This is a genomic window from Janthinobacterium sp. GW821-FHT03C08 (genome assembly GCF_059420905.1).
Genome location: NZ_JBWKUP010000003.1, coordinates 314,978 through 337,093, shown reverse-complemented (window position 1 = coordinate 337,093; position 22,116 = coordinate 314,978). Strand labels below are relative to the sequence as shown.

The window sequence follows — 22,116 nt, the reverse complement described above, 5'->3', positions numbered from 1 at the left end:
TGGAAAGTGACAGGGAATAGCCATCATGCCATGTAATTGCGGAAACTCAAGCGCCGCACCTAGCGTTCAGCTCGCATCATGGAAAATGATGCCCAGGGTGTGGCGCGCGCCCGAACGCAGGCGCGACACGCCATGGCGCATGTTGACGCGGTAGCTGCCCCGCGTGCCGTTGACGGGGCGCTGGGCGACGGGAAACAGCACGGCGTCGCCCTGCGCCAGGGGCACCACTTCGGCGCGCGACTGCATGCGCGGGCGCTGCTCCGTCAGCACGAACTCGCCACCCGTGTAGTCTTCCTGCGGGCGCGACAGCAGCACGGCCAGTTGCAGCGGAAACACGTGCTCGCCATACAGGTCCTGGTGCAGGCAGTTGTAATCGTCCTTGCGGTAGCGCAAGAGCAAGGGCGTGGGCCGCGTCTGCCCGGCCGCATGGCAGCGCGCGAGGAAATCGGCGTGGCTGGACGGAAAGCGCACGTCCAGTCCCATCGCTGCCTGCCAGCGGTTGGCGATGGCCGCCAACGGCCCGTACAGCTGTTCGCGCAGGGCGGCCACGGCGTCCGGCAGGGGATAGGCGAAATACTGGTACTCGCCCTGTCCGAAACCATGGCGCTGCATCACCACCTTGCTGCGAAAGCGCGACGCCTCGTCATACCGGGCCGCCAGTTCCCCGCACTGCGCAGGATTGAGCAAACCCGGCACGACGGCATAGCCGTATTGATTCAGCTCATCCTCGATCTGCCGCCAGTCCAGCGTCATCATGCCTTCCCTTCGCGTTCGAGCAGCGCCTGCTTGCGTTCCACGCCCCAGCGGTAGCCGGACAGGGCGCCATCGTTGCGCACCACGCGGTGGCAGGGGATGGCGACGGCCAGGGCATTGGCGGCGCAGGCACCCGCCACGGCCCGCGCGCCATTGGGTGCGCCGATGCGCCTGGCCAGCTCGGCGTAGCTGACGGTGCTGCCGGCGGGAATCTCGCGCAAGGCTTGCCACACGCGCTGCTGGAACACGGTGCCGCGCACGTCGAGCGGCAAGTCCAGGCCCAGGCCCGGTGCCTCGACCAGGCCCACCACCTGCGCCACGGTCCGCTCGTACTCGGGCTCGGCGCCGCGCAGCTCGGCGCGGGGAAAACGGTCCTGCAAGTCGCGCAGCAGCACTTCCGGATCATCGTCGATCAAAATGGCGCAGATGCCCTTGTCCGTGCTGGCCACGAGGATGGCGCCCAGCGAGCAGGCGCCGATGGCAAAGCGGATCACGGCGCCGCTGCCGCCGTCGCGAAACGCGCCCGGCGTCATGCCCAGCAAGCCCGGCGTGGCCGCATACAGGCGGCCGCTGGAATTGAAGCCGGCCGCATACAACGTTTCCGTGACCTTCGCCGCGCCCTGCAAGCCGGCCTTCAGGCGTTCGCCGCGCCGCGCCGCCGCATAGGCTTTCGGCGTGATGCCCGTGTGCGCCTTGAAGACGCGGTGAAAGTGAAAGCGGCTCATGCCGGCGGCCCTGGCAAGGCTGTCCAGGTCCGGCAGCGCGTCGCTGGCGTCGATCAGGCGGCAGATGTCGGCCACGATGGCCGCCTGGCGCTGGGCCAGGGGCGGCAGGTTCGGCTTGCAGCGCAGGCAGGGGCGGAAACCGGCAGCCTCCGCCTGCTCGCACGTTGCGTGGAAGGCCACGTTGCGGCGCAAGGCGGGACGCGCCGCGCAGGAGGGGCGGCAATACACACCCGTCGTGCGCACCGAGTAATAAAAGATGCCGTCGGCGTCGGGCGCGCGCCGCTGCACGCCTTCCCAGCGCTCATCGTCTGTCAGATACGAGTGTTCCATGGCGAACTCCCTGCAAGTCAATAGTCAGTCTCCAGCATAGCCAGTGCCTGCGCGCACCGCACTCCGGCGCTTGCTTTTGAATTCAAAAAAATGGCTGGCGGCAGGCAGCGTGCTCGGTGCTAAAATCGGCCATCGCGCCTCCGGCCGGAAGCGCGCCCTGCCCGCGCTTCGGAGACACAGCATTGGACGACCACAATACACAAGAAAATACGCCCATTTTCCAGCGCATCAAGGATTTTCTGCTGGCCGGCATCGCCGCCGGCCGCTGGAAGGAGGGCGACGTGATTCCTTCCGAGCAAGCCCTGGTGAAACAATTCGGCGTCTCGCGCATGACGGTCAACCGTGCCGTGCGCGAACTGACCAGCGAGCAGGTGCTGACGCGGCGCCAGGGTTCCGGCACCTATGTGGCACAGCAAAAATACCAGGCGACCTTGTTGGAAATCAAGAGTATCGCCGATGAAGTGCGCGCGCGCGGGCATATCCACCGCAGCAGCCTGCAGTTGCTGGAGCGCACCAAGGCGTCGGACTTGCTGGCCAAGCAATTCGGCCTGCCGCCGGAACACCCGCTGTTCCATTCGCTGATCGTGCATTTTGAAAACGGCGTGCCCATCCAGGTGGAAGACCGCTGGGTCAATCCCGAATGCGCGCCCGACTACATGACGCAGGATTTTTCCAGCATCACGCCGAACGAATACCTGATGGCCGCCGCCCCCCTGCAAGGCGCCACCTACAGCATCGAGGCGCTGTCGGCGCCGCGCGATATCGCCGAAATGCTGGCCATCGACACGAAACAGGCATGCCTGGTGCTGCGCCGCCAGACGCGCTCGGGCGGCAAGGTCGCCTCGATCGCCACCATGTGGCATCCCGGCCACCGCTATCAGTTCGCCGGCAGCTTTACCTGAACACACCTGGCACACCGGCTGCGCGGCGCGCCTTGCGGCCCGTGATGCTCGCCGGCGCGGCGCCGCGCGCGGTGGCCTGCCCAGGCGCCTTCCGGACTGCCGCTGCAATAGCACGATTTGGCGCTCAATTTCTCTCAAATTCTCACCAAATCGCAAAAAATTCGGCCATTGCGGGGCAAAAGAAAGCCCCGTTCTGACCGTTTCAGAACTTAAATACTCCGAGTAAATATTCGATGCTATAGTGGCCGCCAGAAGGCGCCATGGGCGCTTATTTGCGCGCGTCCAGTACGCCAGCACGGTCCAATCACGCCCCAGAAAGGGATGCATTTGTCGTATTGCAGCCACACGAGTTTCAGCGCACCACGCCGCCGGCGCCGTGCTCTGCGTCGGCTCGCGCGTACGATGCTCGCTGCGGGCATCGGGCTGTCCCTGCCTGCCCTGGCGCAGGCGGCGCCCGGCGTGGCGCCTGCACTGCTGTGGCCGTATGCGGCGGCCAGCGCCACGACCCTGGCGGCACTGGCGTGCTGGCAAGCCTGGCGCTGGCGGCGCCAGGCACGGCACGGGCAACGCCCCGCCGATGCCCGTGGCGACGCCCATGCCGTGCAAGCCTTGCACGGCGCCGCCATGGCCGGCTGGACCTGGCGCCGCGAGGCCGACCAGCTGCTGTTCGCTCCCCTGTATCAGGACATGCTCGGCGACAAGCATGCGCGCCTGGAACACACGCTGGCCGCCTGGCTGGCCGAAGTGCACCGCGATGACCGTGGACGCCTGAGCCTGGCGTTTCGCCAGCATTTCGACGGCCAGGCACCGGGCACGTTCAGCTGCGAATTTCGCCTGCGCCACAGCGACGGCCACTGGCGCTGGCTGCTGGCGCGCGGCGCCGTGCTGACGCGCGCCTCCGATGGCGCCGCCACGCAGGCCAGCGGCATCGTCTGCGACATCGGCGAACGCAAGCAGGACGAGGAAGCGCGCATGCGCTCCATGCTCGAAGCGGCGCCCGAAGCCATGCTGGTGGCCGACATCGAAGGCAAGGTGCATTACGCCAACCAGATCGGCGCGCGCTGCTTCGGCTATCCCCTGGCCGAACTGGCGGGAATGTCGCTAGAACAACTGGTGCCGGAAAGCACGGTCAGCCAGTCCGCGGGCGACCCGCAGGCACGCCACAGCCTGCCCGGCCGCGTGATGATGGCGCGCCGCCGCGACGGCACGCACTTCCCCGCCAAGGTCAGCCTGTCGCCGCTGCGCATGGCCGGGCAAGTCTTTTCCATCGTCTCGCTGCGCGACATGACGCAGCGCCAGCGCGCCGAGGAAGCGCTGCACGCCAGCTCGGAGCGCTACCGCCTGATCGTGCAGACGGCGGCCGAAGGCATCTGGATGACGGACGCGGATGGCAAGACCACCTTCGTCAACCCGAAGATGGCGCACATGCTGGGCTACACGGTGCAGGAAATGCTGCACCGGCCCATGCTCGACTTCATGGACCGCGACAGCCAGCTGCTGATGCAGCGGCGCCTGGCCAGCCACGGCAGTGCCGCCAGCCAGCCGGACCAGGTGGATTTCCGCTTTTTCCGCAAGGACTTGTCCAGCCTGTGGGGCTTGCTGTCGAGCACCAGCATCCAGTCGGAGAATGGCGAGCCGGGCGGCACGCTGGCGATGATCACCGACATCACGGAGCGGCGCCAGGCCTCGATCGCCCTGTCGAATTCGAGCCAGCGCATGGCCTCCGTCTTCGGCGCCGTGACGAATGGCCTGGTGGTGCAGGACAGCCACGGCCACATCCTGGAAAGCAATGCGGCCGCCGAGCGCATGCTGGCGGCCAGCCCGGCCGGCAACAGCCTGTGGCAAGCCGTGCGCGAGGACGGCTCCGCCTTCGACCAGCGCAGCCATCCCGTGCACATCACCCTGTCGACGGGCGAAGCCATGCGCGACGTGCTGATGGGCGTGCAGCAGCCGGACGGCAGCCTGTCGTGGCTCTCCGTAAATACCGAAGCCATCCGCGACGAGTACGGCAAGGTGGGCATGGTGGTGGCCAGCCTGACGGACATCACGTATCACAAGCGCAGCGAGAGCGCCTTGCGCGAGCTCAATGAACATCTGGAAGAGCGCGTGGCCCAGCGCACAGAGCAGCTGGACCAGGCCAAGCAGGTGGCCGAAGAGGCCAGCCTGGCGAAGGGACAGTTCCTGGCCAACATGAGCCATGAAATCCGCACGCCGATGAATGGCGTGATCGGCATGGCCTATCTGGCCCTGAAGACGGAACTGGAGCCGCGCCAGCGCGATTACCTGGAAAAGATCCGTTTTGCCGGAGAACACTTGCTGGGCATCATCGACGACATCCTCGACATTTCCAAGATCGAGGCGGGCAAGCTGGAGATCGAGCGCGTCAACTTCAGTTTCGACCACGTCGTGCAGACCTTGATGACGGTGGTGGCGCCGCGCGCCGCCGGCAAGAACCTGGAACTGCTGTTCGAGATCGACCCGCAGCTGCCCGCCGTGCTGGTGGGCGACCCGCTGCGCCTGGGCCAGGTGCTCATCAACTACGCGAATAACGCCATCAAGTTCAGCGAACAGGGCAGCATCACCGTGAAAGTCCACAAGGTGGTGGCGGATGCGAAGCATTGCCTGGTGCGCTTTGAGGTGTGCGACCACGGCATCGGCCTGTCGCAGGACGAGATGAGCAAGCTCTTCCAGTCCTTCCAGCAGGCCGACACGTCCACCACGCGCGAATATGGCGGCACGGGCCTGGGCCTGGCCATCTGCAAGCAGTTGGCCCAGCTGATGGGCGGCGACGTCGGCGTCGACAGCCGCCCCGGCGCCGGCAGCACCTTCTGGTTCACGGCCAACCTGGGCATTTCCGACCAGGCGGCGCCGGCCATGCTCGACAGCATGGTGCAGACGGCGGCCGCCATGCGCGCCAGCGCCGACGCGGCCCTGGTGATGCGCACGCTCAAGCATGCGCGCATCCTGCTGGTGGAAGACAACACGTTTAACCAGCAGGTGGCGCTGGAATTGCTGGAGGAAGCGGGCGCCTCCGTCTGCCTGGCCAACAATGGCGAGGAAGCGCTCGATCTGCTGCGCCAGACGCAGTTCGACTGCGTGCTGATGGACGTGCAGATGCCGCTGATGGATGGCTTGCAGGCCACGCGCCTCATCCGCGCCGATCCGCAGCTGGCCCATTTGCGCGTGCTGGCCATGACGGCCACGGCCACGAGCGAGGACCGCGTGCGCTGCCTGGATGCGGGCATGGACGATTTCATTTCCAAGCCCATCCAGCCGGCCATGATGTACCAGACCATCGCCAGCTGGCTGCCGGCGCGCGAGACGCCGCCGCCACCGGCGCGCACCCGCGCCGCGCCCGCCTTCAAGACCACGCTGGCGGGCGACCCGCAGGTGATCGACCTGTCCATCCTCGCCAAGTTGCTGGGCTACAACCCGGAAAAGGTGCGCAAATTCGCCTTCAAGTTCCTGCAGACGACGCAGGATGGCTTCGGCGACATCGATGCGGCCCTGGCGCGCGGCGACGTGCACCAGGTGCGGGAACTGGGCCACCGCATCAAGTCCTCGGCGCGCACCGTGGGCGCCCTGGGGCTGGCCGAGCTGTGCCACAACCTGGAAACCCTGGCGCCGGGCGAACCGGCCGACGAGGCGGAGCGGGCGCAGCGCATCGTCGCGCGCCTGTGGCCCCTGCTGGAACAGATTACCGAACAAATCATGAACAACACCAGCTTTGCCAATGACGATTAGCTACCACCAGTGCTTTGCGGCAAGGTAACGGCATCGACCACGATGCAGCATACAAACCGGAAACTGAAAGACATCACCATGAACAATGTATCTAATCAACACACCGAGGCCCAGGCCCAGGACGACGCGGGCCTGGCGCCCATGCGCATCTTGCTGCTGGATGACGATGTCTTCATGCTCGACGTGCTCAGCGACATGCTGGAGCAGCTGGGGCAGTTCGACATCCGCTGCGAATCGCACAGCGAGCAGGCGCTGGCCACCCTGCAGCAGCACCAGCCCGACCTGCTGATCTGCGACCTGTCCATGCCCGACGTCGATGGCATCGAATTTCTGCGCATGGCGGCGGAAAACGGCTTCCGCGGCGGCGTCGTGCTGCTGTCGGGCCTGCATTCGGCCGTGCGCCTGGCCGCCGAACGCCTGGCCGTGGCCAATGGCCTGCATATATTAGGCACCTTCCGCAAGCCGATGGAGAGCGCGGAACTGCAGCTCATGGTGAACTTGCAGCGACAGCACACGGCGCGCCTGTCCGGCGTGCAAGCCTGATACGGCGGCGGGGCAGCGGCGTTGGCAGACGGGCCGCGGGGCCAGCAGGCATGCGGCCTGGGCGCCCGCTCAACGGCCCCCGGACAGATCTGCCTCAAGTTTTTCTGCAATAATCGCCACGCTTTGAAAAAATGGGTTATTATTTCAGCCATCCCCGCCTGCATACCTCTGGTCGCACCTTCCAAGAACATTGAAACTGTGCCCATTGCCCCCATCTGCTAGCTGCACTCCAGGAAGCATGGATGGCGAACCAGCGTATGGTTAATTCCAGGCATTATTGATCCCACCCTCATTTGAGGAAAATATGAGCGAAAATATCAAACACATTAGCGATGCATCTTTTGAAGCAGACGTCCTGAAATCCGAGTTGCCAGTACTGGTCGACTTCTGGGCAGAATGGTGCGGTCCCTGCAAGGCCATCGCCCCGATCCTGGAAGAAGTGGCCAAGGAATATGCCGGCCGCATCCAGATCGCCAAGATGGACGTGGACGCCAACCAGGCAGTGCCTGCCAAGTTCGGCATCCGCGGCATCCCGACCCTGATCCTGTTCAAGGATGGTGTCGCCGCTGCACAAAAAGTGGGCGCCATGGCCAAGGGCCAGTTGACCGCTTTCGTCGACAGCAACATTTAATGTATGATAGGCAGCGCTGCGCCCGCAGCGCCGCCTGATTGGACACACCGGGAAGCGGCTTTCGTACCATTCGTGCAAAACCTTCCCGAATAATTAATCAAGCCACGCAGTTCCCTCCCCTACCTTTACATCCCGTCTCGGGACACTCAACACATATGCATTTATCCGAACTAAAGGCCCTACACGTATCCGCCCTGCTTGAGATGGCGATCGGTCTTGACATTGACAACGCAGCCCGCTTGCGCAAACAGGAGCTGATGTTCGCTATCCTGAAAAAACGCGCCAAGTCCGGCGAACAGATTTTTGGCGACGGCGCCCTGGAAGTGCTGCCTGACGGCTTCGGCTTCCTGCGCTCGCCCGACGCCAGTTACATGGCGTCCACCGACGACATTTACATCTCCCCTTCGCAAATCCGCCGTTTCAACCTGCACACCGGCGATTCGATCGAAGGCGAGGTACGGACCCCGAAAGATGGCGAACGCTATTTCGCACTGGTCAAAGTAGACAAGGTCAACGGCGAATCGCCGGAAGCCTCGAAGCACCGCATCCTGTTTGAAAACCTGACGCCGCTGCACCCGAACGAGCCGCTGCGCCTGGAACGTGAAATGAATGGCCAGGAAAACATCACCGGCCGCATCATCGACCTGATCGCCCCGATCGGCAAGGGCCAGCGCGGCTTGCTGGTGGCGTCGCCAAAGTCCGGCAAGTCCGTGATCCTGCAGCACATCGCGCATGCGATCACGGCAAACCACCCCGACATCACCCTGATCGTGCTGCTGATCGACGAACGTCCGGAAGAAGTTACCGAAATGCAACGTTCGGTGCGCGGCGAAGTCGTCGCCTCGACCTTCGACGAGCCGGCCACGCGCCACGTGCAAGTGGCCGAGATGGTGCTGGAAAAAGCCAAGCGCCTGGTCGAAATGAAAAAAGACGTGGTGATCCTGCTCGACTCGATCACCCGCCTGGCGCGCGCCTACAACACCGTCATCCCTGCCTCGGGCAAGGTCTTGACCGGCGGTGTCGACGCGAACGCGCTGCAACGCCCAAAACGCTTCTTCGGCGCCGCGCGCAATATCGAGGAAGGCGGCTCGCTGACCATCATCGCCACGGCCCTGATCGAAACGGGTTCGCGCATGGATGACGTGATCTTTGAGGAATTCAAGGGTACCGGCAACATGGAAGTGCATCTGGAACGCCGTTTGGCTGAGAAACGTGTCTATCCGGCAATTAACCTGAACAAATCGGGTACCCGCCGCGAAGAACTGCTGATCAAGCCGAACGAGCTGCAAAAAATCTGGATCCTGCGCAAGCTACTGTACTCGATGGACGAGATCGAGGCGATGGAGTTCATTCTCGACAAGATGAAGGCGACCAAAAACAACGCCGAATTCTTCGACATGATGCGTAGAGGCGGCTAAAACCTACTGCGCGGCCGCATTTGCAATCTCCGTTGCTCACTGTACTACAGTACAGTTCCGCTACTCAATCGCAACTGTGGCCTGCTCGCTACGGTTTTATCTCGCCTCTCACGTAGGTGCAAGCCGCTCATTGAGCGGCTTTTTTATTGCCGCCGGCCCGAAAGCGCTATATAATCGACGGTTGCATTATTTTAACCCTGGCAAGTGATCGGCAATCGGGTCAAGAAGCAAGACGACCGACGAAGTGCTGTTTGGCTACCAAACTAGAGAGAAGACCATGAAAGTCGATACCCATCCAGATTACCGCGAAGTTGTTTTCCACGACCTGTCGTGCGATTTCAAATTCGTTACCCGTTCGACCATCCAAACCCGCGAAAAAATCACCCTTGACGGTAAAGAATACCCACTGGTGAAGATCGAGGTTTCGGCTGAATCGCACCCATTCTTCACGGGCAAGCACAAAATCGTCGATACCGCCGGTCGCGTCGAGAAGTTCCGTCAGAAGTTCGGTTCCGTTGGTTCGAAAACCGCAGTCGCAGCAGGCTGATTTTTGCCGCCATGCGGCAAAGAGGGCAGCTTCGGCTACCAGAGAAAAGGCAGCTACGGCTGCCTTTTTTGTCTTTGGCCGCTTTACTTTATACTCGCGCATACCCGACGCCATTCGTCGCTTCTTGCCACTATTCTGATACCGATTATCGATGAAGCCAGTCCGCCTTCCCGCCGCTGCCACACTCGCGCTGCCACGATGGGCCTTGTTTGCGCTTGGCCTGCTGTACATCCTGCCTGGCCTGATCGGCCGCGAACCGTGGAAGAACGATGACGCCGCCAGTTTCGGCATCATGTGGACCATGGCGCATGGCGGCCTGAACGACTGGCTGTGGCCCAACATCGCCGGCCTGTCCGTGCCGGACGAAGGGCCGCTGGCCTTCTGGCTGGGCGCCATCGCCATCAAGCTGTTCGGCTGGATCGATGGCGACGTCTTCGGCGCGCGCATGTCGACCATCGGCATTTTCGTCGTCAGCACTCTGTCCGTCTGGTACACGGCCTTCAACCTGGGCCGCCGCAACGACGCCCAGCCCCTGCGCCTGGCCTTCGGCGGCCAGCCCGAGCCGGACGATTTCGGCCGCACCCTGGCCGATGCCGCCGTGCTCATCTACCTGGGTTGCCTGGGCCTGCTGCAGCATAGCCATGACATCACGGCCGAGGCGCTGTACGTCTCCCTGATGGCCTACCTGCTGTACCGCGCCGTGCGCTACGTGGAAGGCCCGTCCGTGCGCAATGCGGCCCTGCTGGGCCTGGCGCTGGGCGGCCTGACCCTCACGCGCGGCTGGATCACGCCCGCGGCGCTGAGCGTCGCCATGCTGCTGTGCACCGTCTTTCTGCGCCTGCCGCTGCTACGCAGCGTGCGCCACCTGGCGCTGGCCGTGCTCGTGGCCATCGCCCTGGCCCTCGTGTGGCTGCTGCCGGGCGAATGGCTGCAACCCTACGGCCATTCGCCGCTGCAAGCGTGGATGGAGTGGAATTGCCGCCAGTTCGGCCCGCCCAGCGTGAAAAGCGTGCAGTATTTCTTCCGCGTCGGCATCTGGTTCTTCTGGCCCGCCTGGCCCTTCGCCGCCTGGGCCGTGTATGCCTGGCGCCGCCAGCACCACGTGCTGCACATCGTCGTGCCGCTGACCTTTGTCGCCATGCTGGCCATCCTCAGCCTGTGCCACCCCGATCCCGAGCCGAGCCAGCTGCTGCCCCTGCTGCCGCCGCTGGCCGTGATGGCCGCGTTTGGCCTGCTGACCATGAAACGGGGCGCCATCAACGCCATCGACTGGTTCTCCGTGATGGTGCTGACCATGTGCGCCGCCGCGCTGTGGCTGTTCTGGTTCGCCATCCTGACGGGCTGGCCGCCGCAACAGGCCCACAATGCACTGAAACTGCTACCCGGCTTCAAACCCGCGCTGGACCTGGTGGCCTTCTTTGTCGCCGCAGGCGCCACGGCCGGCTGGATCGCCCTCGTGCACTGGCGCATCTCGCGCCAGCCGGCCGTACTATGGCGCGCCGTGGTGCTGTCGTCCGGCGGCCTGATCCTCATCTGGGTGCTGATCATGACCCTGTTCCTGCCGCCGCTGAACTACAGCAAGAGCTACGCCAGCGTGGCGCACCAGATTTCCGTGCACCTGCCGCCGGGCACGACGTGCATCAACAGCAACGTCGGTGCCGCCCAGCGCGCTTCGTTCGCCTACTATGGCCACCTGCCCTTTGCCAATGTGAACCAGCAGCAATGCGACGTATTCCTGTTGCAAGACAGCATCAAAGTGCCGGACAACAAGGAGCAGCTGCCCGAGCACCATGGCGCCGACTGGATCAAGCTGTGGGAAGGACGCCGCCCCACCGACGACGTGGAACGCTTCCGCCTGTATCAGCGCATCAGGTAGGCAACAAAAAAACCGGGCTCGCCCGGTTTTTTCATGTCCGTCACCGCCGCGCCGGCGGCAGAAAAAGTGTTGTCTTAAAATATAGTTAATTACCTAAATTGAACTAAAATTGTTTTTTAGATTATAATGGTGGCCTGCGCGATGGCGGTGTCTTGCTTTCCCGCCCACATCGTCCCCCAATTCACTATGAGAATGTCCATGAAATTTTTTGCCACACGTACCTTACCGCTCATCAGCGCCGCCCTCTTCGCCTTCTCCTTCAGCGCCTCGGCCCAGGCCACCGTGATTGACCTCGGCGTCGCCAACGGCTATTCCGCCTTTATTTTCGGCAACATCGGCAGCAGCACGGCCACCGGCTTCACCAGCGTCGGCGGCAGCATCGCCGCCGGCGGTAATGTCTACCTGGACAACTACAGCGTGGGCACGAATAAAAAGCCGGGCGCCGCCGCCAACACCATCGTCGCGGGCGGCAACCTGACGACAGGCTGGGGCACGCTCAACGGTTCGGCCGTGTATGGCGTCAACAATGCCAACGCCACCCTGACGGCGCCACAATGGTTCCCAACTAACAACATCAGCAAGGGCAATGCCTCCACCCTGGACTTTGCGGGCGCCAAGCAGCAACTGACGACCCTGTCGAGCGACGTGGCCAAGCTGCAATCGAACGGCACCGTGGTTTCGCAATACGGCAACATGACCCTGGTGGGCAACATCAACGCCGATGTGAATATTTTCAACATCGATGCGTCGAACCTGCACAACCTGACGCTGGACCTGTCCTCGCTGAAAAGCACGGCCAGCATCATCATCAATGGCACGGCCACCAACATCACCATGAGCGGCGGCTTCGACAATTTCGGCAGCTTCGCCGACCGCACGCTGTTCAACTTTGCCAATGCCACCACCACCAGCCTGAACAACGTTGGCATCAACGGCAGCATCCTGGCGCCGAACGCCGCGTTTTCCGGCTCGGGCAACATGAACGGCACCCTGATCGCCAATTCCGTCAGCTCCATCAATTCCGGCCACGTGTCGATGAACGGCTCCGGCTTCAACACGGTGAGCGTGTCGGCCGTGCCGGAACCAGGCACCTACGCCATGCTGCTGGCCGGCCTGGGCCTGCTGGCCTTCATGCGCCGCCGCACGCCAGCGCGCGCACCGCAGGCGCAACTGGCCTGAGCTTTGCGCTAGAGCAATAAAAAACACCGGGCCGCGCGAGCGTCCCGGTGTTTTTTTATGCCCGGCCAGAAAGCAGGCGCTTACTGGGTCCCCAGGCCCAGGTCGTTTGCCACCTGCTGGCGCAACAGGTATTTCTGTATCTTGCCCGTCACCGTCATGGGGAATTCCTCGACGAAACGCACATAGCGGGGAATCTTGTAATACGCGATCTGACCATCGCAAAAGGCGCGGATGTCCTCGCTCGTGGCCTGCGTGCCGGGACGCAGAATGATGCAGGCGCACAACTCTTCGCCATACTTGGCGTCGGGCACGCCCACGCATTGCACGTCGAGCACGCTGGGGTGGCGGTACAGGAATTCCTCGACTTCGCGCGGATAGATGTTTTCGCCGCCGCGTATCACCATATCCTTCGAGCGGCCGACGATGCTGCAAAAGCCGTTGTCGTCAATCACGGCCAGGTCGCCCGTGTGCATCCAGCGCGCCGTGTCGATGGCTTCCGCTGTTTTTTCCGCGTCGCCCCAGTAGCCCTGCATCACGGAATAGCCGCGCGTGAGCAGTTCGCCCTTTTCGCCGCGCGGCACGATGCGCCCTTCCGCATCGATGATTTTCACTTCCAGGTGCGGGTGGACCCTGCCGATGGACGAGACGCGCATCTCGCGCGGGTCTTCGATCGACGTCTGGAAGCTGACGGGCGAGGTTTCCGTCATGCCATACGCAATCGTGATTTCCGCCATGTGCATCAATTCGATGACCCGCGTCATGACTTCCATCGGGCAGGGCGAGCCGGCCATGATGCCTGTGCGCAAGTTCGACAAGTCGTATTGCTTGAAATCAGGATGGTCGAGGATGGCGATGAACATGGTCGGCACGCCATGCAAGCCCGTGCAGCGCTCGGCCTGCACCGTTTCCAGCACGGCCTTCGGGTCGAAGCCTTCGCCCGGAAACACCATGGCCGCCCCATGCGTGACGCAGGCCAGGTTGCCCAGCACCATGCCGAAACAGTGGTACAGGGGCACGGGGATGCACAGGCGGTCCTGTTGCGTCAGGCGCATGGCTTCGCCGATGAAGAAACCGTTATTCAGGATGTTGTGGTGCGTCAAAGTGGCGCCTTTCGGCGCGCCCGTGGTGCCGGAGGTGAACTGAATGTTGACGGCATCGTCAAACTGCAAGGTAGCGCTCACTTCTTCCAGGTGCGCCAGGTCGGCATCCGTGATGCCGTCCATCACCGCGTCGAAATTATGCATGCCCGGGGTGGCGGCCGCGCCCAGGCGGATGACGTGGCGCAATTGCGGCAGGCGCGGCGACTGCAGGGCACCGGCGCGCGCACGGGCGATTTCCGGCACGACGTCCTGCACGATGGCCAGGTAATCGCTGGACTTGAAGCTGGGCGACAGGATCAGCGCGCTGCATTGCACCTTGTCGAGCACGTATTCGAGTTCCGAGCGCCGGTAGGCAGGGTTGATGTTGACCATGATCAAACCGGCTTTTGCCGTGGCAAACTGCGTCAGCACCCACTCGGCGCAGTTTTGCGACCAGATGCCGACCCGGTCGCCCGGCTGCAGGCCCAGCTTCAGCAGGCCGGCGGCCAGGCGGTGCACGCGCTGCTGGAATTCCGCATACGTCCAGCGCACGTTCTGGTGCGCCACGATCAGGGCATCGTGCTGGCCGTAGCGGGCGGCAATGCCGTCCAGGTAGGCGCCTATCGTTTCGCCGATCAGCGGCGTCTCGTGGGCGCCGTGTACATAACTCATTGCTTGCATGCTGTCTCCAGGGTAATGGCGCGACGCGCTCTTCTTATGGTCATCGACTACAAAAATTATAGCCGCAACCGCCCCCACCCTGCACCGCCTTGCTGTAATGTGCAGACCGGCACACACGATACCCACGGCAACTGACGGCACCATGACAGGCAACACGCAGCACCCGCCCGAGCAGGGCTTTATTTTGACCCGCCACTGGCGCGACACCAGCGCCGGGACGGAGGTCGATTTCTGGCTGGCAACGGATGCCGGGCCCCGCCACGTGCGCCTGCCCGTGCAGACGTCCGTCGCCTTCATCCCCATGGAGCAGCGAGAGCAGGCGGAGCAGCTGCTGCGCGGCGAACGCCATGCCGAGCTGCGCCCCCTGTCCCTGTCCGACTTCCACCACCGTCCCGTGCTGGGCTTGTACTGCAAGCAATACCGGCACTTGCTGAAGCTGGAAAAGCAGTTGCGCGCCCATGGCGTCGACGTGTACGAGGCCGACATCCGCCCGCCCGAGCGCTACCTGATGGAGCGTTTCATTACGGCGCCGGTGGTATTTGACGGCGCCATCGCGGGCGGGAGCGTCCATTTGAAACCCGCGGCCGGCTACCGTCCCGCATTGAGACTGGCATCGCTCGACATCGAGACGACGGCCCACGGCGAACTGTATTCGCTGGCGCTGGAAGGCTGCGGCCAGCGCCAGGTCTACATGCTGGGGCCGCCAAACGGCGTCGACGGGGAGCGCGACTTCGACCTGGAATACTGCGACAGCCGCGCGCAGATCCTCGAACGCCTGAACACATGGATGGCGCAACACGATCCGGACGCCATCATCGGCTGGAACCTGGTGCAGTTCGACTTGCGCGTGCTCAAGGAACATGCCGAGCGTTATCAAGTGCCCCTGAAGCTGGGACGCGAAGGCGCCGTGATGGAATGGCGCGCGCATGGCGGCAAGCAGGAACACTATTTTGCCGCCGCCGCGGGCCGATTGATCATCGACGGCATCGAGGCGCTGCGTTCGGCGACGTGGAATTTTCCCTCGTTCAGCCTGGAAAACGTGGCGCAGACCTTGCTGGGCGAAGGCAAGTCCATCGACAACCCCTACCAGCGCATGGCCGAGATCGACCGGCGTTTCCGCGAAGATAAACCCGCCCTGGCCCGCTACAACCTCAAGGATTGCGAGCTGGTCACGCGCATCTTCGCCACGACCGAATTGCTGACCTTCCTGCTGGAACGGGCCAGCGTGACGGGCCTGGCGGCCGACCGCAGCGGCGGTTCCGTAGCCGCCTTCGAGCACCTGTATTTGCCGCTGATGCACCGGCAAGGCTACGTGGCGCCCAACCTGGGCGATGTCTCCGGCGAAAACAGCCCGGGCGGCTTCGTCATGGATTCCCAGTCGGGCCTGTACGATTCCGTGCTGGTGCTCGACTACAAAAGCCTGTACCCGTCCATCATCCGCACCTTCCTCATCGACCCCGTGGGACTGGTGGTGGGAACGGGCGGCGACGAAGCCGATACCGTGCCCGGCTACCGGGGCGCGCAGTTTTCGCGCGTGAAACACTGCCTGCCCGCCATCGTGCAACAGGTGTGGCAGGGCCGCGAGGCGGCCAAGCGCGAGCGCAACGCGCCCCTGTCGCAAGCCTTGAAAATCATCATGAACGCCTTCTACGGCGTGCTGGGGTCCAGCGGCTGCCGCTTTTTCGACCCGCGCCTGGCCTCGTCGATCACCCTGCGCGGCCACGACATCATGCACCGCACGCGCGAGCTGATCACCGAGCAGGGTTATCAGGTGATCTATGGCGACACGGATTCCACGTTTGTGTGGCTGAAAACGGCGCATACGGATGAAGAGGCGGGCAAGATCGGCCGCGCCCTGGTGGCGCACGTGAATGCGTGGTGGGAGCGCCACCTGCGCGACGAGTTCGGCCTGGAGAACGCGCTGGAACTGGAATTCGAGACGCATTACCGGCGTTTCCTGATGCCCACCATCCGCGGCTCGGAAGAAGGCAGCAAGAAGCGCTACGCGGGCCTGGTGGGCAAGCCCGACGGCAGCGAACAGATGGTCTACAAGGGCCTGGAAACGGTGCGCAGCGACTGGACGCCGCTGGCGCAGCAATTCCAGCAAGCCTTGTACCTGCGTATCTTCCAGCGCGCCGCCTACCAGGACTATGTGCGCGACTACGTGGCGCGCACGGTGCGCGGCGAGTTCGACGCGCTACTGGTCTACCGCAAGCGATTGCGCCGCCCGCTCGACGATTACCAGCGCAACGTGCCGCCCCATGTGCGCGCCGCGCGCACGGCCGACGCCTACAACCTGGCGCAGGGCCGGCCGCTGCAATACCAGAACGGCGGCTGGATCAGCTATGTCATCACGGTGGCGGGCCCGGAACCGCTGGAAACCCAGCGCTCGCCCATCGATTACCAGCACTACCTGACGCGCCAGCTGCAGCCCGTGGCGGACGCGATATTGCCTTTCCTGGGCGACGATTTTTCGCGCCTCGTGTCCGGGCAGCAGGATTTGTTTTAGATCAATTTTGCTGACCGGCACAGCCAAGCTGAGGTAATATCGGCGCCTGCCGGGCGTTGTCTGCCCCTGTCCGCGGGCGCTGCGCGCAGCGGCAGCGTAAAATACGCCATGGCGAAAGAATAAGAGCTCCACCGCAGAAGAAGATGCCGTTCCAGACGAGAATCGTTCGCAACATGATTTTCCCCGCTGAAATGGCGCATAATTTACAACTATGTTGAACCTGCAGGCAGATCGCTCTCCCTCTGCCCTGCTAATTTTTGAATGAATTGACACCATGACCGAGATCACGTCCTTAAGAGACATCCCGCAAAAAAATATCTTCCGCAAGGGCGACACCTTCGTGCTGTTCGGCGAGCTGTTCGGCCGCGGCTATGTGAATGGCTTGCTGGACGAAGCGCGCAAGGCGGGCATGAATATCGTCGGCATGACGGTGGGCCGCCGCGATGAAAACATGGCACTGCGCCCGCTGAACGCGGAAGAGCTGGCGGAAGCGGAAGCCAACCTGGGCGGCCGCATCATCAACGTGCCGCTGATGGCCGGCTTCGACCTCGATGCACCGGCCGGCGAGCCGACGCCGACGGCCCTGCTGGCCGACATGACCTTGAAAAGCTGGCAAGAAGACAAGCTGGACTGGGCGCAGATCGAACGCTGCCGCGAAGCGGGCATCGCCCGTTTCACGGCCTCCGTGGCGAAAGCCATGGCCGAGCTGGACAGCCTGATTCCTGACGGCAGCAATGTGTATTTCGCCCATACCATGGCCGGCGGCATTCCGAAGGTCAAGGTTTTCCTGGCCATCGCCAACCGCATCTACAAGGGCCGCGGCGAGCGCTTCATGTCTTCGCGCGCCCTGCTCGACAGCGACCTGGGCAAGCTGATCCTGATGAACTTCGACGAAGTCACGGCCAACACCCTGCAGCACCTGATCGACGGCAGCGCCGCCATCCGCGCGCGCATCGAGAAAACGGGCGGCCAGGTGCGCTACAGCGCCTACGGCTACCACGGCACGGAGATCTTGATCGACGGCAAGTACCAGTGGCAAACGTATAGCAACTACACGCAAGGCCTGGCCAAAATGCGCCTGGAAAACGTGGCCAAGGCCGCGTGGGAAAAAGGCATCAAGGCAACCGTCTTCAACTGCCCGGAAATCCGCACGAATTCGTCCGACATCTTCGTCGGTGTGGAACTGTCCCTGTTCCCCCTGCTCGACGCGCTGAAAAAAGAAGGCGGCGGCGCCTGGGCCGAAGAGCAGTGGAAGATCTGCCAGGGCTTGCTGGAAGACGGCGTGTCGCTGCAAGACTTGCTCGACCGCATCGCCGCCTACAACGGCGACACGACCAGCGTGCAATTCCGCAACTTCGCCGCCTGGCCGATGGACAACACGCCGGAACTGGCCGAAGTCATGATCGGCACCTCGGACGACATCACCAAGCTGCACAAGGACCGCAAGGAACTCATCACCGACCACCTGAGCTCGTTGGTGCTGGAAGGCACGGGTCCGCTGATGTTCCACGAAATGTCGGACCCGAAAGCCCCCGTCATCTGGCTCAACCACGACATCATCGCGCGCCAGCTGAACTCAGTTCACAACTGAGCTTGAGGTAGCGTAAGGTACGCTGCAATACACCGACGGCCCGGTTCATCCCCGGGCCGTCGGCGTTTCTGCGCATGCTTTATGCGCGCACGATGGACACGCCGCCATCGGCCAGCAGCGCCGTGCCGGTAGTAAAACTGGACGCATCGGATGCCAGGTACAGCGCCGAGCGGGCGATCTCGTCCGGCGTGGCCAGGCGCTTCAAGGCATGCAAGCCCGCCACGAAGGCCAGCGCCTCCGGCGTGGCGGCCACCGCGCGCCCCATCGGCGTATCCGTCCCTCCCGGCAACAAGGCATTCACGCGCACGCCCGCCGTGCCGTACTCGGCCGCCAGGGCCTTCGTCAGGCCGATCACGCCCGCCTTGCTGGCCGCATACGCGGCCATGCCAGACATGCCCAGCGTGTGGCCGACGAAGGTCGATGTAAAAATCAGCGAGCCGCCGCCGCGCGCCGCCATGGCGGGCAGCTGGTACTTGGCCGCCAGGAAGGCGCTGGTGAGATTGGTGTCGAGCGCCGCCCGCCAATCCTCCAGGGCAACTTCCGGCGTGGGCCCCATCGGCCCCAGGGTGCCCGCATTATTAAACGCGATATCGAGGCCGCCAAAACGTTGCAGCGCCAGCGCCACGGCCCCTTGCGCACACGCCGCATCGCCCACATCGCCGGCGCAGGCCACGGCTTGTGCGCCGCCGTCCGCCAGCTGCGCCACCAGCGCCTCGAGTTCCGTCTGCCGCCGGGCCACCAGCACCAGCCGCGCGCCATGGCGGGCGAACAGCCGCGCCGCTGCATGCCCGATGCCCGAGCTGGCGCCCGTGATGATGGCGACCTTGTTTTCCAGTTGTAACATTTGATTTCCCTTCAAGTGGTTGAAAGGAAAAAGATAGGCCGGCAAGCCCGGCGCAGCACTCCGCTTCTTGCGCTGGAATCGCCGTCGTCAACGATTCTGCATGCATGTGCCAAACGCACGCCAAGCATAAAACTTGCCAGATTGTGACAAATCAGTGATAATGCGTCTCGCGTTGCCGGGATGGCGGAATAGGTAGACGCACGGGACTCAAAATCCCGCGCTGGAAACAGCGTGCCGGTTCGATTCCGGCTCCCGGCACCAGAACACAGCAGTAAAAGCTCGAAAAACATCCAGGAACCCGCCTTCGTCATAGGAGAGCGGGTTTTTTGTTGTCCGTATTTGTCCATCGGCGTACATTAAAAGCCATGAACTTTGTTGGTACTTTTTGCTGGATTTAGGATTTTCTCTAAAAAAATACCATCAGGGAGTGCGCCATGCCACTGTCCGATCTGCTTATCCGCCATGCCGTCTACAAGGGCACGCCCAGCGGCGACAAGTATCCCGACCTGTACGGCATGTACCTGCTGGTCACCCGTACGGGCAAGTACTGGCGCATGAATTACCGCCATGCAGGCAAGCAAAAAACGCTGGCGTTCGGCGTCTACCCCCGCGTGAGCCTGGCCCAGGCGCGGCGCAAGGCCGAAGACGCGCGCAAGGCGCTGGCCGAAGGAATCGATCCGAACGCCGTCAAGCGCGCGCAGAAGGCCGAGCAGCGCAGCGCCGCCTTGAATACCTTCGACAAGCTGGCGCGCCAGTGGCTGCTCACCATCCAGCGCAACGGCAGTGCCAGCACGCGCAAGAAAGTCGGCAACTGGCTCGAAGGCGACGTCATCCCCTACCTGGGCAAGATGCCGCTCAACACCATCCGCCCGCGCGACGTGCTGCGCGTGGTGCAGCGCGTCGAGGCGCGCGGCGCGATCGATTCGGCGCACCGCATCAAGCAGCTGTGCGGCCAGGTGCTGCGCTTCGGCGTGGCGATGGACCTCGTCGAGCGCGACGTCACGGCGGACCTGAAAGGCGCATTGACGCCGGTGCCGAGAACGCACTACCCGGCACTGACGGAACCGGGCGATGTCGCGCCGCTGCTGCGCGCCATTTATGGCTACCACGGCCACGTCACGGCGGTGGCGGCGCTGAAACTGGCGCCCATGCTGTTCGTGCGTCCCGGCGAACTGCGCGCCGCCGAATGGAGCGAAATCGATCTCGATGCCGCCGCGTGGCGCATCCCGGCCAGGAAAATGAAAATGCAGCTCGAACACCTGGTGCCGCTGCCGACACAGGCCGTGGCGATCCTGCGCGCGCTGCAGCCTGTCACCGGCGAAGGCCGCTACGTATTTCCCGGCCTGCGCGGCGGCCAGCGCTGCATGAGCGAAAACACCATCAACGCGGCGCTGCGGTCCCTCGGCTATGCCAAGGAAGTCATGACCGGCCACGGTTTCCGCGCCATGGCCCGCACCATCCTCGACGAAGTGCTGCAGGAGCGCGTGGACCTGATCGAGCACCAGCTGGCGCACAGCGTCATCGACCCGAACGGGCGCGCCTACAACCGCACGGCGCACCTGCCTGCGCGCCGCGCCATGATGCAGCGCTGGGCCGACTATCTCGACGCCCTGCGCGACGGCGTCGCCACGCCGCCAGCGCCAGCCTGACGCCGACGCCCGCCTGGAGAAAGAAAACCAGCGGCGGCGCTGGCAGGAACAGGTGCCGCGCCACGCGCGCATGTCGTCGCCGCGCCACGATGGGCGACAAGGCGTGCGTCCACCCGCATCCGCCGTCGTCCTGTTTCGCGACAGCGCCCGCGCTGTTTGATATCGCGTAAGAAAAGCGGCTGGCCCGCGCCTACATTAAAGACCGGGGAGCCGCGGGCGCGTGGGCTGGCGAGGAGCAAGCCATGTTTTCGCTTCGCTCAAACCGGCTTGCCCTGCGGGGCCATCCTCGCTGCGCTCGCCCACCACGCCAGGAGCATCGATGCACGCCGAGACCACGCCACGCAAGCGACAAGGCGGCCGCCCGAAAGGCGACCCGGCCGCCGTGCGTGGCGCCACCATCGGCGTGCGCGTGTCGGCCGCCGAACATGCGGCACTGCTGGAACGCGCCGCCCGCATGCAGATGCGTCCCGCGCAATGGCTGCGCGCCGCAGCGCTGGCGCGCACCTTGCCCCCGCCGCCCGTCGCCGCCATCAACCGCGAACACTACGTGGAACTGGCCCGCCTGGCGTCCAACCTGAATCAGTTGACCCATCTCGCCAACGAAGGCGGCCGCGTCACCGTGGCCGACGCCCTGCTGCAGCGGCTGATCGCGGAAACGCGCCGCCTGCGGCTAGCACTGCTGGGCGTGAAGGAGCAGGACGATGATCGCTAAGGCCATCAAGGGACGCGGCTTTCGCGGCGTGCTGGCGTATGACCTGGGCAAGGAGCAGGCGCGCGTGGTCGACACCAACATGACCGGCCGCACGCCGCGCGAACTGGCGCAGGAATTCGGCGCCGTGCGCAAGCTGCGCCCTGGCCTGGGCAAGGCGGTGCTGCACGTGTCGCTGTCGGCCGCACCGGGAGAGCAGCTGTCCGACGCCCAGTGGACGCAGATCGCGGGCCGCTATCTGGCGGGCATGGGCCTGGACGACAACCAGTACCTGCTGACGCGCCATGCCGACACCCGGCATGAACACGTGCACCTGCTGGTCAATCGCGTGCGCTGCGATGGCGGCGTTGCCAGCGACAGCCACGACTACCGGCGCCAGGAAGTCATCATGCGCGCGGTCGAACGC

General features: G+C 63.9%; 16 protein-coding genes, 1 tRNA gene and 1 pseudogene. 14 read left to right on the top strand and 4 right to left on the bottom strand.

Annotated elements, in window-relative coordinates; all coding sequences use genetic code 11:
* Nucleotides 1-66: 66 nt before the first annotated feature.
* The gene (locus AC07VL_RS05975) at nt 67-756 is read right to left on the bottom strand and encodes a 2OG-Fe(II) oxygenase (protein ID WP_494805018.1); all 690 of its coding nucleotides are present in this window, start codon (nt 754-756) and stop codon (nt 67-69) included.
* Complete coding sequence (gene ada, locus AC07VL_RS05970) at nt 753-1,808, bottom strand: bifunctional DNA-binding transcriptional regulator/O6-methylguanine-DNA methyltransferase Ada (protein ID WP_494805017.1); 1,056 nt, start codon at nt 1,806-1,808, stop codon at nt 753-755. Before ada ends, AC07VL_RS05975 begins: the two co-directional genes overlap by 4 nt.
* 182 nt (nt 1,809-1,990) lie before the next feature.
* On the opposite strand from ada, the gene hutC reads away from it, so the two are divergent.
* From hutC to AC07VL_RS05930, 8 genes are all read left to right on the top strand, one after another.
* The gene (hutC, locus tag AC07VL_RS05965) at nt 1,991-2,710 is read left to right on the top strand and encodes a histidine utilization transcriptional repressor HutC (protein ID WP_494805016.1); all 720 of its coding nucleotides are present in this window, start codon (nt 1,991-1,993) and stop codon (nt 2,708-2,710) included.
* A 402-nt stretch (nt 2,711-3,112) separates the two neighbouring features.
* A complete protein-coding gene (locus AC07VL_RS05960; protein WP_494805015.1) occupies nt 3,113-6,454 on the top strand; it encodes a PAS domain S-box protein in 3,342 nt (1,113 codons plus the stop codon).
* 78 nt (nt 6,455-6,532) lie between these two features.
* Complete coding sequence (locus AC07VL_RS05955; protein WP_494805014.1) at nt 6,533-6,997, top strand: response regulator; 465 nt, start codon at nt 6,533-6,535, stop codon at nt 6,995-6,997.
* A 304-nt stretch (nt 6,998-7,301) separates the two neighbouring features.
* The gene (gene trxA / locus AC07VL_RS05950; protein ID WP_034780502.1) at nt 7,302-7,628 is read left to right on the top strand and encodes a thioredoxin TrxA; all 327 of its coding nucleotides are present in this window, start codon (nt 7,302-7,304) and stop codon (nt 7,626-7,628) included.
* A 155-nt stretch (nt 7,629-7,783) separates the two neighbouring features.
* Complete coding sequence (gene rho / locus AC07VL_RS05945) at nt 7,784-9,046, top strand: transcription termination factor Rho (protein WP_010401543.1); 1,263 nt, start codon at nt 7,784-7,786, stop codon at nt 9,044-9,046.
* Between the two features lie 277 nt (nt 9,047-9,323).
* On the top strand, nt 9,324-9,593 hold the full coding sequence (locus AC07VL_RS05940) for a type B 50S ribosomal protein L31 (protein WP_076566155.1): 270 nt from the start codon (nt 9,324-9,326) through the stop codon (nt 9,591-9,593).
* A 151-nt stretch (nt 9,594-9,744) separates the two neighbouring features.
* Complete coding sequence (locus tag AC07VL_RS05935) at nt 9,745-11,469, top strand: ArnT family glycosyltransferase (protein WP_494805013.1); 1,725 nt, start codon at nt 9,745-9,747, stop codon at nt 11,467-11,469.
* A gap of 198 nt (nt 11,470-11,667) precedes the next feature.
* On the top strand, nt 11,668-12,648 hold the full coding sequence (locus tag AC07VL_RS05930; RefSeq protein WP_290604994.1) for a choice-of-anchor A family protein: 981 nt from the start codon (nt 11,668-11,670) through the stop codon (nt 12,646-12,648).
* An 80-nt stretch (nt 12,649-12,728) separates the two neighbouring features.
* Here AC07VL_RS05930 and AC07VL_RS05925 read toward each other — a convergent pair whose 3' ends face one another.
* Nucleotides 12,729-14,408 carry an AMP-binding protein gene (locus AC07VL_RS05925; protein ID WP_494805012.1) on the bottom strand — a complete coding sequence of 560 codons (1,680 nt, stop codon included), beginning with the start codon at nt 14,406-14,408 and terminating at the stop codon, nt 12,729-12,731.
* A 142-nt stretch (nt 14,409-14,550) separates the two neighbouring features.
* Here AC07VL_RS05925 and AC07VL_RS05920 point away from each other — a divergent pair, with 142 nt between their 5' ends.
* Both AC07VL_RS05920 and AC07VL_RS05915 read left to right on the top strand, forming a co-directional pair.
* Nucleotides 14,551-16,917, top strand: a complete 2,367-nt coding sequence (locus tag AC07VL_RS05920; RefSeq protein ID WP_494805011.1) for a DNA polymerase II — start codon at nt 14,551-14,553, stop codon at nt 16,915-16,917.
* A 274-nt stretch (nt 16,918-17,191) separates the two neighbouring features.
* Nucleotides 17,192-18,508 (top strand): enoyl ACP reductase FabMG family protein, encoded by a 1,317-nt coding sequence (locus AC07VL_RS05915; RefSeq protein ID WP_494805010.1) that lies wholly within the window; start codon nt 17,192-17,194, stop codon nt 18,506-18,508.
* A 79-nt stretch (nt 18,509-18,587) separates the two neighbouring features.
* Here AC07VL_RS05915 and AC07VL_RS05910 read toward each other — a convergent pair whose 3' ends face one another.
* Complete coding sequence (locus AC07VL_RS05910) at nt 18,588-19,352, bottom strand: SDR family oxidoreductase (protein WP_494805009.1); 765 nt, start codon at nt 19,350-19,352, stop codon at nt 18,588-18,590.
* Between the two features lie 174 nt (nt 19,353-19,526).
* Here AC07VL_RS05910 and AC07VL_RS05905 point away from each other — a divergent pair.
* From AC07VL_RS05905 to AC07VL_RS05890, 4 genes and pseudogenes are all read left to right on the top strand, one after another.
* A tRNA-Leu gene (locus tag AC07VL_RS05905) sits at nt 19,527-19,613 on the top strand.
* 173 nt (nt 19,614-19,786) lie between these two features.
* Nucleotides 19,787-21,001 (top strand): tyrosine-type recombinase/integrase, encoded by a 1,215-nt coding sequence (locus AC07VL_RS05900; protein ID WP_494805008.1) that lies wholly within the window; start codon nt 19,787-19,789, stop codon nt 20,999-21,001.
* A 319-nt stretch (nt 21,002-21,320) separates the two neighbouring features.
* Nucleotides 21,321-21,713 carry a plasmid mobilization protein gene (locus AC07VL_RS05895; RefSeq protein ID WP_494805007.1) on the top strand — a complete coding sequence of 131 codons (393 nt, stop codon included), beginning with the start codon at nt 21,321-21,323 and terminating at the stop codon, nt 21,711-21,713.
* Nucleotides 21,703-22,116, top strand: a pseudogene (locus AC07VL_RS05890) (relaxase/mobilization nuclease domain-containing protein); the annotation flags it as partial. The gene AC07VL_RS05895 and the pseudogene AC07VL_RS05890, both read left to right, overlap by 11 nt.